This is a genomic window from Flavobacterium terrigena (genome assembly GCF_900108955.1).
In the GTDB taxonomy this organism is placed as follows: Bacteria; Bacteroidota; Bacteroidia; order Flavobacteriales; family Flavobacteriaceae; genus Flavobacterium; species Flavobacterium terrigena.
The window spans coordinates 25,629-37,528 of sequence record NZ_FNYA01000013.1; the positions used below are offsets into that span (position 1 = coordinate 25,629).

Consider the following 11,900-nt stretch of genomic DNA (forward strand, 5'->3'; position numbering starts at 1 on the left):
TTAATTATTATTTAAGTGTAATTGTTTTTCTAATTCTATAATTCCAGCTAATGTTGCCATGGCTCTGGTATGATATTCTAAAGCGTCTAACTCTAATTCTAAAGCTTCTTTTTCAGAAGCAATGGTTTCGTTAATTGTAAATATTAACATGTAATAAAACCTAATGTACTTTTCAATATCTAAGTTTTCTCTGTACAAACCTTGCGAAATTCCTTTCACAATATTTTGTCTGAACATGACATTACAATCGTCCAATTTATTCGCCATCATTTTAGAATAAATTTCTGGATAATGTTTTTTCAATTGGTAAATTGGCGAATCATTTACTGATTTAAACATTTCCTTAAACATTTTTCTAATCTCAAAATTCTCTTCAATTGCGTTGTAGTTTTTAGCTACAATTTCATCAATAATTTCATGAACTTCATTATGTATTGCAGCAGTTCCTTCCTCAATTAAAACCTCTTTATTACAAAAATATTTGTAAATGGTTTTTTTCGAAATACACATTTCGCCAGCAATATCATCCATAGTCACACTTTTGAAACCTAATTTCAAAAACATGTCTGTTGCTTTTTTGATGATTTTATCTTTCATTTTTATTGGGGTATTTTGCAAAAATTCTTTTATGCAGCTTTATTTTCGACTGCAAATGTAAGACGGAAACTTTTAATACTAAAATAGTTTCCTTAATCTTCACAATAATTTAACATTTACTTTAACCTGTTTTTAATTAGAAAATTCCCACCATTTTGGAAATGTTTTTTCAGAATTTATATTTATTTTTTCACCAATTAATGGCGTGAATAAATTAATTTTAATGGTTTCTGCCAATTCACTTATTCTAGAAAGTGGTTCGTTCCAATTGTGGTTTGCCAATACAAATTTGGAAGAATGCACTGGAAATAATGCTTTTGCTTTTAAATCAACAGCTGCTTGTAGTACTTCATTTGGTGTCATATGAATGTATTTCCAACTTTTATCATATTGTCCGTTTTCCAAAAAAACCAAATCAAATGGTCCAAATTCTTTTCCTACCGTTTCAAAATGAGAATCGTATCCGCTATCGCCGCCAATAAATAATTTTGAACTTGGTGTTTGTAAGACAAACGACATCCAAAGCGCTTTATTTCTTACAAAACTTCTCCCTGAAAAATGTCTGGCTGGAACTGTATTTACAATAAAACCATCTTCCAATGTAATCGTTTCTTTCCAATCTTTTTCTATAATTAAATCGCTATCAAAACCCCAATGCTCAAAGTGTGCACCCGTTCCTAATCCGCAAATTATTGTTTTAATTTTCGATTGTAATTTTAGTATCGTTTTATAATCTAAATGATCCCAATGATCGTGTGAAATAAACAAATAATCAATTTCTGGAATATCATCAGTGGTATAAATAGTTGTGCCTTCAAAAGCTTTATTCGTAAAAGAAAGTGGTGAAACAGAATTACTTAAAACAGGATCTACCAATATCTTTTTTCCATCAATTTGAATGAAATAAGACGAATGTCCAAACCAAATAACCACATTTTCTAACGGATTTAAGTTTAGTAAATCGGTTTTTACGGTTGGAATAGCTTGATTTGGTGTTTTCAATTCATTTTTCTTAAATAAAAACTCTTTCAAGACTGAAAACATCGAAACTCCTTCTGTTAAACTTGGTGTGTGACTTAAATTTTGAAAAGAATCATTCTTATAATTTGGAGATTTTTTTATCAATTCTAATCTCTCTCCTGTTGGTCTTTTTCCGAATTGTTCTTGATTCATGAATAGATTAATTCCATACACAAGAGCAAATATTATAATTAATGCAAGTATCATTTTAATTAATTGTATTAGTAGTAAATTCTAAATTGGCCGTTAAATTTAAATTGTAACCCATTAACAAACCATTATTTTGTAAATTAGAATTAGCAAATAAGCCGAAATCTTGACGATTGATTTCTCCAATAATCTCTACTAAAACTTTTGAAGAAGTATTTGTGTTTTCTAATTCCACAATTTTCGCATCCAATTCCACAATTTTTGTAATATTATTTATAGTCAAATAGCCTTTTACAAAATTGATGTTCTCATTTATCTTTTCATATGAAATGGATTTAAAAACCACTAAAGGATATTGACTCACGTTCAAATAATCTTGTAATTTTAAATTACTGTCAATATGTTCTAATTTGCCTTCTTTTTTATTCACATCTAAAACGAATTCCAAATTGGCATTAATCAGTTGATTATTAACAATATCTATTGAACTCGAAAGCTCATTAAATGAACTATCCAAATAGGCAATAATTGAATTTTTTGCTCTAACCATGAAATCAGATTGATTTACATTTAGGTTCCATTTTGTATTTGTCATTTTGTAGGATGTTAAAATTTATGGGACAAATGTAGAAAGGAAACTTTAGAAACTAAAATAGTTTCCATAATCTTCACATAAATTTAACATTTGAATAAATGAGTTATTTTGCAATTATTAGTTTAAATTTACCGAAAATTACAAGTATGCTTACATTATCAGAATACCAGAATGCAATTGCCGAAGAATTTAATTCGATTGCTGTAAATCAAAATCCAACCAGTTTATATGAACCAATTTCTTATATTTTATCTATTGGTGGAAAAAGAATTCGACCAGTTTTAACATTAATGGCGGCTGATATTTTTGATGGTGATTATAAAAAAGCCATTTCGGCTGCAAAAGCGGTAGAAGTTTTTCATAATTTTTCGTTAGTACACGATGACATTATGGACGATGCGCCATTGCGACGCGGAAATGTAACTGTTCACGAAAAATGGAACATTAATACTGGGATTTTATCTGGTGATGCGATGCTAATTTTAGCATATCAATTTTTTGAAGATTACGAACCAAAAATATTTCAAGCTTTAGCGAAATTATTCAGCAAAACCGCTTTAGAAGTTTGCGAAGGACAACAATATGACGTGGATTTTGAAACACGTGATGATGTTACCATTCCAGAGTATTTAAAAATGATTGAATACAAAACGGCCGTTTTATTAGGTGCAGCGATGAAAATGGGTGCGATTGTAGCCGAAACTTCTGAAGAAAACGCTGACTTAATTTACAATTTCGGATTGAATTTAGGAATTGCGTTTCAATTACAAGACGATTATTTAGATGCTTTTGGAGATCCAGAAACTTTTGGAAAACAAGTTGGTGGTGATATTATTGAAAACAAAAAAACCTATTTGTATTTAAAAGCCATGGCGTTTTCGAACGAAGAAAACCAACAACAATTGTTGCATTTATTTTCGATTCAACCGAATGACAATACCGATAAAATAAATGCTGTGAAAGCTATTTTTAACGCTTCGGGTTCAAGTAAAGCCACACAAGACGCAATTGCTAATTATACTGAAAAAGCATTTGAAACGTTAGAAAAAATGAACATTTCTGAAGATAAAAAAATGATTTTAAGAATGTTTGGCGAAAAATTAATGAATAGAAACGTTTAAATAATGTGCCAATTCTCGATGTGTCAATTTTCAATTTAAAAAAATGAGTTATTTACCACCAATATCAATTGATTCTTTAATCGAGCAAGCCGAAGAGCAGCATTTATATTTTAAATTAATTGAGCAAACTAATAAAGATTTTGCTTTAGCTAATGAAAATATAGATATTCCTTTGGATATTTTTCCGTTTGAATTGAAATTATTGGTTCAAGAAAAAATTCTAAAATTGATAAATTACAAATTTGCTGAATACTTAAATTTACTTTACATCATTGATGTTTCGGAAGAACAAATTAAAAAACTAGATGGTTCAGATGTTTTTAAATTGTCTGAAGACGTAACTTTTTTAATCTTAAAACGCGAATGGCAAAAGGTTTGGTTTCGAAATAAATATTAAAACATTATCCTTACAAAAGGCACCCAAGATTGAGAATACACATGATTGTTCGGTTTATGCAGCACATTAAATTTTACTCCGAAAGTTACGTTTTGTGCTCTGTAGCCAGCTCCTAAAAACAAAGCTGTGTTCCAAAAAGTGTCATCAATTAAGAAATCATCATCGAAATTTCGGGTAACTTTTAACTGTTCCAATTCCGCAGAAAGTTGAATTTCTTCAATTGGATGCACTAATCCAATTAAACTTCCACCAAAAATAGTCGACTTATATCCAATAGAATTAAAGTTAGAAGGATTCTGTTCTTGGGCCACATAACTTCCTGTTACACCCACACCAACTGTAAACGTTTTATCAAAATTATAATATCCTGTTGGAGAAATAGATACGTTTGTAAAGCCATTTCCAACCGCTAATCCTAATCCACCACCAAACTGAACTTTTTCCCAAAATACATTTTTCATTTTAGGAATACTATCATGTTGCGAAAACACGACTGCAGTCTTCAAAAAAACTAGTGAATAAAAAAGTATTTTAATCAACTTTACGTCTAATTTCATTGTAAATATCACTTATTTGTTAATATCAAGATAAAAGTATAAATTTCTTTGAACTTTTAGCGTAAAAGTTTATACTTTTGCATAAATTTTTTTAACCAAATCGTCATCAAGACAGAATTATGGATAGGTTTTCCTTTTTAAACGCAGCACATACTGCATTTTTTGCAGATTTATACGACCAATATTTACAAAATCCGGATAGTGTAGAACCAAGTTGGAGAAGTTTTTTTCAAGGTTTTGATTTCGCCAATGAATTTTCTAATCCTGGTGAGCAAATCGCTCATACTGCAAACGGATTAGCATCTGGTGGAAATTCAGACAAAATTCAAAAAGAATTTAATGTTCTGAAATTAATTGACGGATACAGAACTCGCGGTCACTTATTTACAAAAACAAATCCAGTTAGAGATAGAAGAACCTATTCCCCTACTTTAGCAATTGAAAACTTCGGGTTATCTCAAGCCGATTTAACTACAGTTTTTGATGCAGCAAAAATGGTAAATATGCAACCAAGTTCTTTGGCAGATATTATCAAGCACCTTGAAAGTGTATATTGCTCATCAATTGGAGTGGAATTCATGTACATTAGAGAGCCTAAAGTACAAGATTGGATTAAAAACAGATTAGATCTTAACGATAATCAGCCGAATTTCTCAGCTGATGAAAAGAAAAATATATTAAAAAAATTAAACGAAGCGGTTTCATTTGAAACTTTCTTACATACCAAATATGTAGGTCAAAAACGTTTCTCATTAGAAGGTTGTGAAGCTGCAATTCCTGCTTTAGATGCTTTAGTGGAAGCTGCTGCAGAAAAAGGGGTTGAACAATTTGTAATGGGAATGGCACACCGTGGTCGTTTGAATGTTTTAGCCAATATTTTTGGTAAAAACACACAAAATATTTTCTCAGAATTTGACGGAAAAGATTATGATGAAGACATGCACTTTGATGGTGACGTAAAATACCACTTAGGTTTAACTTCAGATAGAGTAACAGATTCTGGTAAAAAAATCAATTTAAACTTAGCACCAAACCCTTCTCACTTAGAAACTGTTGGTGCAGTTATTGAAGGAATTACAAGAGCCAAACAAGACAGATATTTCGCTGACGATTTTTCAAAAGTTTTACCAATTGCCGTTCACGGTGACGCAGCTGTAGCTGGACAAGGTATTGTGTATGAAATTATCCAAATGGCAAAATTAGATGGTTATAAAACGGGTGGAACAATTCACTTAGTAATTAATAACCAAGTTGGATTTACAACAAATTATTTAGATGCACGTTCATCAACCTATTGTACAGATATCGCAAAAGTAACGTTATCGCCAGTTTTACACGTAAATGCAGATGATGCAGAAGCAGTAGTTCATGCGATGAAATTTGCTTTAGATTACCGTATGGAATTTGGTGGCGATGTATTTATCGATTTATTAGGATACAGAAAATATGGTCATAACGAAGGTGACGAACCTCGTTTTACTCAACCAAAATTATACAAAGCCATCTCTAAACATAAAAATTCAAGAGACCTTTATGCTGAAAAGTTACAAAACGAAGGTGTAATTGATGGAACTTATGTAAAAACTTTAGAAGAGGCTTACAAAGCAAAACTAGATGAAAATTTAGAAGAATCTCGTAAGAAAAACTTAACGGTTATTTCTCCATTTATGCAAAACGAATGGACAGGTTTCGAACAAGTTTCAGATGATGTGATGCTTTCTAAATTTGATACAAAATTCGATAAGAAACAATTAACTGAAATTGCTTCTACAATTACAGAATTACCAAAAGATAAAAAATTCATTAGCAAAATCACGAAATTAATTGGTGATAGAAAAAATATGTTCTTCGAAAAAGACCAATTAGATTGGGCAATGGGAGAATTATTAGCATATGGATCATTAATTACTGAAGGTTACGATGTTCGTATTTCTGGACAAGATGTGGAAAGAGGAACTTTCTCTCACCGTCATGCCGTAATAAAAGTAGAAGAATCAGAAGAAGAAGTTGTTTTATTAAACGACGTTAAAAACAAAAAAGGAAACTTTTATATATACAATTCTCACCTTTCAGAATATGGTGTAGTTGGTTTTGAATATGGTTACGCTTTAGCATCGCCAAACACACTAACTATTTGGGAAGCACAATTTGGAGATTTCTCTAACGGAGCGCAAATTATGATTGACCAATACATTTCTGCTGGTGAAGACAAGTGGAACAATCAAAACGGATTGGTTTTCTTATTGCCTCACGGTTATGAAAATCAAGGTGCAGAACACTCTTCTGCTCGTATGGAACGTTATTTACAAATGTGTGCCAAACACAACATGTATATTGCAGACGTTACGACTCCTGCCAACTTCTTCCACTTGATGAGAAGACAAATGAAAACTAAATTCCGTAAACCGTTAATTGTGTTTTCACCGAAAAGTTTATTACGTCATCCACAAGCGGTTTCAACTGCGGAAGAATTAGCAAACGGACAATTTCAAGAAATATTAGACGACCCTAACGTTACAGATAAAAAAGCAATCAAGTCTTTAGTATTCTGTACAGGAAAAGTATATTACGATATTATTGCAAAACGTGAAGAATTAGGAAGAAATGATGTAGCTGTTGTTCGTTTAGAGCAATTGTTCCCATTAGCAACGGATCAAATCAAAGCGATTATCGATTCGTATCCAAATGTTGACGATTATGTTTGGGCGCAAGAAGAACCTAAAAACATGGGAGCTTACGGATTTATGTTAATGAATTTCGATTTAGTAAAATTACGTTTAGCATCGCCAAAAGCATACAGTGCACCAGCAGCAGGAAGTTACGAGCGTTCGAAAAAACGTCAAGCGAATGCCATTGCTATGGTTTTTGACAAGAATTTATTTCAATAATAGTTATCAACACATTAATATAATTTTAGGAAGCATTTTAGCCTAGAACTTAAAACGACAGAATATGATTTTAGAAATGAAAGTCCCATCACCGGGAGAATCTATCACCGAAGTTGAAATTGCAACTTGGTTAGTAAAAGACGGAGATTACGTTGAAAAAGATCAAGCTATTGCTGAAGTAGATTCAGACAAAGCAACTTTAGAATTACCTGCAGAAGCTAGCGGAATTATTACGCTTAAAGCGGAAGAAGGTGATGCTGTGGCTGTTGGACAAGTAGTTTGTCATATTGATACGGCTGCTGCAAAACCAGACGGAGCAACTGCTGCGCCTGCTGTTGAAAAAGCACCAGAAGTTAAAAAAGAAGAAGTAAAAGCGGCACCAGTTGCTGAAAAAACTTACGCAACTGGAACTCCATCTCCAGCAGCTAAGAAAATATTAGATGAAAAAAACATTTCTCCTTCTGACATTGTTGGAACAGGAAAAGGTGGAAGAATTACTACTGAAGATGCAGCAAACGCTATTCCAGCAATGGGAACTCCAACTGGAGGTTCTCGTGGAACGGAAAGAGTAAAACTTTCTATGTTACGTAGAAAAGTAGCTGAGCGTTTAGTAGCGGCCAAAAACGAAACGGCAATGTTAACGACTTTTAACGAAGTAAACATGACGCCAATTAATATTATCAGAAACCAATATAAAGACGAATTTAAAGCAAAACACAATGGTATTGGTTTAGGTTATATGTCTTTCTTTACAAAAGCAGTTACAAGAGCGTTACAATTATATCCAGATGTAAATTCAATGATGGATGGTGACCATAAAGTAGCTTTTGATTTTGCTGATATTTCAATTGCTGTTTCTGGACCAAAAGGATTAATGGTTCCTGTAGTTAGAAATGCAGAATTATTAACTTTCCGTGGTGTGGAAGCAGAAATTAAGCGTTTAGCTTTGCGTGCTCGTGACGGACAAATTACTGTTGATGATATGACTGGTGGAACATTCACAATTACAAATGGTGGAGTTTTCGGAAGTATGTTATCTACGCCAATTATCAATCCTCCTCAATCTGGAATTTTAGGAATGCACAATATTATTGAGCGTCCAATTGCCGTAAACGGAAAAGTTGAAATTCACCCAATGATGTATGTGGCTTTATCTTATGACCACAGAATTATTGACGGTCGCGAATCTGTTGGTTTCTTAGTAGCGGTTAAAGAAGCATTAGAAAACCCAATGGAATTATTAATGGACAACAATCCTAAGAAAGCTTTAGAACTTTAGAATTTATTACATATAAATTATATTAAATCCCACTAATTATAAGTGGGATTTTTTTTAAAACAAAAATGATAAGTCAAATTTTAAACATAAAAAAAATTAAGTCTAAAAAATAAAAATTAATCCCAAAATAAATTAAAAAATATCATAGTTTTATGTTTTAATTCAACACTTATAAAATTTTATAATTGAGTTTTTTTCAGTTTTTCAAGATGCATAAATTTATCTGTTTTTTTATAATATTAATATCAATGCCTTCGGTATTTTCTCAAAATTTAAATGAATTTGAGATTAAAAGAACGCGAAGTATTCAGGAACAACTCATATCTAATCCTGAGAAAGCTTATGCAGATGCATTGGAAATTAGTAATTCTAAAAACGAGTTATTTAGTTTTTTCGGCAAATATCATGTAGCCAGTTATTTCTACAGTAAATCAGAGTTTATTCATTCTAAACAACTGCTCATCGCACTTATAGAAAACATTGAGAAAAGCGACATCCCTAAATCTAGCAAAGTTTACCAAGATTTGATGGGAATGTGTGTCAACAAACTTTTCTACATCTATAAGAATTTAGGTGAGTATGACTCGGCACTGTTTTGTCTTGATAAGTATAAAAAGCGTTTACCCAATAATCATTTTAATGAGCAATACGGTTTGATTAAAGTAGCTATGGGTGATTGTGTTAATGGGATTGCTTTATTGAAGAGAGAATTAAAGACTTCACCACATCTGAAATTAGGAGTAGGTGAAAAAAAAGTAATGAATAAAAAATTATTTGCAGATAAATATAACATCATAGGCGAAGCCTATCAAAAATATTATATCCAATCCAAAAAAACAGTACTTTTAGATTCTGCAAATTACTACTTCAATGTAGCCGCAACAATGATGCTACAAGATGATTTTCAACCAGAGTATACGAAAGCATTATTATGCATGCGAGAAGCAAAAAGTGCGGCTTTAGCAGGGAATTATGTTAAATCATTGTCCTTATATAGAAAAAGAAAAAAGTATCCTGTTATTCATGATAATATAAGAACAGAACAGTTATTTGATTTAGGAATGGCCGATTGTTTTCGCCATTTAACACAAGTTGATTCTGCACTTTTCTATTGTAAAAAATACATAAAAAATTATCAAGTAACTAAGGTTTCAAAAGAAAATCTATTAATGGCATATAACATTATGACACAATGTTATAGTGAAAAAAATGACAACAAGAATGCTTATCTCTATGCTCAGAAAAGTTTAGAATTAATACATTCAATAGGAGGAATAAAAAATAAATCTTTGAATTTTCTTCACAATTATGATTTAAATAAAATAAAAGCGGAGTCTAATAAAATAATTGCATCTAAGAATTATTTTAAAATTTCTCTTTTTGGAATACTAATAATCTTAGCTTCAGTAATTTATAGCTTTTATTATTATCATAAAGTTCAGAAGGAAAAGCATTATCGGTTTTTAAAAATTATTCAAAACTTAAGAGAATCTCAAGTTTTAGGGATTAATACAACCCAAATCAATAAAACTGAAACACAACCTAAGCAAATAATTGATGATGAGCTTATTGAAAAAATAGCATTAGGTTTAAAAAAAATAGAGCAGAAAAAAACTTTTTTAGATCCAAATTTCAAGTTGGCTTTTGTAGCTAAAAAATTAAATACAAACACAGCTTATTTGTCACAATACTTCAATCAGGTAATGCAAAAAACCTTTTCAGAATATATGCAAGAATTGAGAATTCAATATATACTTCAAAAACTTATTGACACACCACATTATCGTAAATATACCTTGCAAGCCATAGCTGAAGAAGTCGGTTATAAAGATGCAAATACTTTTGTTCGTGTTTTTAAAAGGCAAACAGGCCTTTCTCCTAATTATTATATTGAAAAGTTAAAAAATTAAATATAAACAACTCAATATCAATAAAATAAACCTTATTTATCTATATGATTATTTATAAATAATCATATAGATAAATTGTTTGAATACTTTGTAAAAATTATTTTTGGTCTAATCTTTAATATTAATTACAAAGTTTATAAAATGAGGAAGAAAATTACTTTATCCTTTTTCTTGGTGCTTTTTTTTATGGCATCAAAAATTTCAGCTCAGAGCACAACAGGGATCAAATATCCTAATGGGATTCATCAAGCTACAAGCAGTGGACTGAAAATTTCTCCAAATCCTTTGGTGTTTGCGCAAACAACAAATAGTCCGGTAATCACAGGATGTACCTCTGCAACAAACGGATTATTTCCAAGTAATACCATAACACCAAACTGTAGTGGAAACTATGAAACAATTACCAGCCAAAGTTGGGCAGGTGAATATAGCAATGTGAATGTAATTGCAAACAAACAATATTCGTTCTCGAGCTCTGTATCAACTGATTATATTACAATTACTAATGAAACTGGAACTATTGTTTATGCTAGCGGAACACAACCAGTAATATGGGATTCTGGAAGTATCACAGGTATTATCCGTTATTACCTTCATTCAAATGCTAATTGTGGTAGTGAACAAGCGAACAGGTCTCGCTATATTCGATGTGCTGATGCATCAAACTGCGTACCACCTTCAAATTTAGATGTATCAAATATAACATCTAATTCTTGTAAAATGACTTGGACAGCTGCGTCACCAGTGCCTTCTTCTAATTATGATATTTATATCGTTACAACAAATAGCGCTCCTAATGCGAATTCTACTCCTACACTATTTAGTACAACTAACTTATCTACCTCTATATCTTTAAATGTTGCGGCAGGTACTACCTATTACTACTGGATACGCTCTAATTGTGGAGCTACAACTGGAGTGTGGGTCTCTGGTGGTAATTTTACTACACCACCAGCATTAATTTGTAATGGTGCAATTTATGGGTTATATCCAGATGCGACTTTTACACCTTCTTGTACAGGAAGTACTGAACAAATCGCTACAGATGCTTATGCAGGAGAATATTCAAATGTAAATGCATTGTCAAATAAACAATATACTTTTACTAGTTCAATTTCTACAGATTATATTACAATAACTAATGCTACAGGAACAGCGGTTTTAGCAAGTGGATTAACACCATTAACATGGAATTCTAATTTTACTGGAGTTATTAGATACCACATTAATAGCAATGCCAATTGTGGTACTCAAGGTACTTCAAGAGTGCGTTCTATTACATGTGCTACCCCTACAGGTTGTAACGCACCAACACAACTATATTATGATGGTTTAACATCGACAACAAATAATATTGCATGGGTAGCCCCTACGCCTGCACCAAGT

The 11,900-nt window shown here is 31.6% G+C and carries 10 protein-coding genes; 6 read left to right on the forward strand and 4 right to left on the reverse strand.

Annotation, left to right across the window (positions count from 1 at the left end; genetic code table 11):
• From BMX42_RS14190 to BMX42_RS14200, 3 genes are all read right to left on the reverse strand, one after another.
• Nucleotides 1–597, reverse strand: coding sequence for a TetR/AcrR family transcriptional regulator (locus BMX42_RS14190; RefSeq protein ID WP_091316042.1), 597 nt, complete (start codon nucleotides 595–597; stop codon nucleotides 1–3).
• Nucleotides 598–729: 132 nt separating this feature from the next.
• The gene (locus BMX42_RS14195; protein ID WP_091316046.1) at nucleotides 730–1,824 is read right to left on the reverse strand and encodes an MBL fold metallo-hydrolase; all 1,095 of its coding nucleotides are present in this window, start codon (nucleotides 1,822–1,824) and stop codon (nucleotides 730–732) included.
• A gap of 1 nt (nucleotide 1,825) precedes the next feature.
• Nucleotides 1,826–2,362 carry a YceI family protein gene (locus BMX42_RS14200; RefSeq protein ID WP_091316048.1) on the reverse strand — a complete coding sequence of 179 codons (537 nt, stop codon included), beginning with the start codon at nucleotides 2,360–2,362 and terminating at the stop codon, nucleotides 1,826–1,828.
• A 146-nt stretch (nucleotides 2,363–2,508) separates the two neighbouring features.
• On the opposite strand from BMX42_RS14200, the gene BMX42_RS14205 reads away from it, so the two are divergent.
• On the forward strand, nucleotides 2,509–3,483 hold the full coding sequence (locus BMX42_RS14205) for a polyprenyl synthetase family protein (RefSeq protein WP_091316075.1): 975 nt from the start codon (nucleotides 2,509–2,511) through the stop codon (nucleotides 3,481–3,483).
• 43 nt (nucleotides 3,484–3,526) lie between these two features.
• Entirely contained in the window at nucleotides 3,527–3,880 is a 354-nt protein-coding gene (locus BMX42_RS14210) for a hypothetical protein (RefSeq protein WP_091316053.1), read from the forward strand.
• On the opposite strand, the gene BMX42_RS14215 is transcribed toward BMX42_RS14210, so the two are convergent.
• Complete coding sequence (locus BMX42_RS14215) at nucleotides 3,877–4,386, reverse strand: hypothetical protein (RefSeq protein WP_245748299.1); 510 nt, start codon at nucleotides 4,384–4,386, stop codon at nucleotides 3,877–3,879. The two genes, BMX42_RS14210 and BMX42_RS14215, sit on opposite strands and share 4 nt — an antisense overlap.
• A gap of 170 nt (nucleotides 4,387–4,556) precedes the next feature.
• Here BMX42_RS14215 and BMX42_RS14220 point away from each other — a divergent pair, with 170 nt between their 5' ends.
• The 4 genes from BMX42_RS14220 to BMX42_RS14235 all read left to right on the forward strand — a co-directional run.
• Nucleotides 4,557–7,325, forward strand: coding sequence for a 2-oxoglutarate dehydrogenase E1 component (locus tag BMX42_RS14220; protein WP_091316060.1), 2,769 nt, complete (start codon nucleotides 4,557–4,559; stop codon nucleotides 7,323–7,325).
• A 64-nt stretch (nucleotides 7,326–7,389) separates the two neighbouring features.
• Nucleotides 7,390–8,604 (forward strand): 2-oxoglutarate dehydrogenase complex dihydrolipoyllysine-residue succinyltransferase, encoded by a 1,215-nt coding sequence (gene odhB, locus BMX42_RS14225; RefSeq protein WP_091316062.1) that lies wholly within the window; start codon nucleotides 7,390–7,392, stop codon nucleotides 8,602–8,604.
• Between the two features lie 248 nt (nucleotides 8,605–8,852).
• Nucleotides 8,853–10,514, forward strand: a complete 1,662-nt coding sequence (locus BMX42_RS14230; RefSeq protein WP_218141452.1) for a helix-turn-helix domain-containing protein — start codon at nucleotides 8,853–8,855, stop codon at nucleotides 10,512–10,514.
• A gap of 141 nt (nucleotides 10,515–10,655) precedes the next feature.
• Nucleotides 10,656–11,900, forward strand: a 1,245-nt coding sequence (locus BMX42_RS14235) for a fibronectin type III domain-containing protein (RefSeq protein ID WP_143055663.1), incomplete at its 3' end; no start/stop codon positions are given.

What these genes read in the sequence shown, in the direction of transcription:
- BMX42_RS14190 (WP_091316042.1), bottom strand. Translation starts at nt 597, where the DNA reads ATGAAAGATAAAATCATCAAAAAAGCAACAGACATGTTTTTGAAATTA.
- BMX42_RS14195 (WP_091316046.1), bottom strand. Translation starts at nt 1,824, where the DNA reads ATGATACTTGCATTAATTATAATATTTGCTCTTGTGTATGGAATTAAT.
- BMX42_RS14200 (WP_091316048.1), bottom strand. Translation starts at nt 2,362, where the DNA reads ATGACAAATACAAAATGGAACCTAAATGTAAATCAATCTGATTTCATG.
- BMX42_RS14205 (WP_091316075.1), top strand. Translation starts at nt 2,509, where the DNA reads ATGCTTACATTATCAGAATACCAGAATGCAATTGCCGAAGAATTTAAT.
- BMX42_RS14210 (WP_091316053.1), top strand. Translation starts at nt 3,527, where the DNA reads ATGAGTTATTTACCACCAATATCAATTGATTCTTTAATCGAGCAAGCC.
- BMX42_RS14220 (WP_091316060.1), top strand. Translation starts at nt 4,557, where the DNA reads ATGGATAGGTTTTCCTTTTTAAACGCAGCACATACTGCATTTTTTGCA.
- odhB (WP_091316062.1), top strand. Translation starts at nt 7,390, where the DNA reads ATGATTTTAGAAATGAAAGTCCCATCACCGGGAGAATCTATCACCGAA.
- BMX42_RS14230 (WP_218141452.1), top strand. Translation starts at nt 8,853, where the DNA reads ATGCCTTCGGTATTTTCTCAAAATTTAAATGAATTTGAGATTAAAAGA.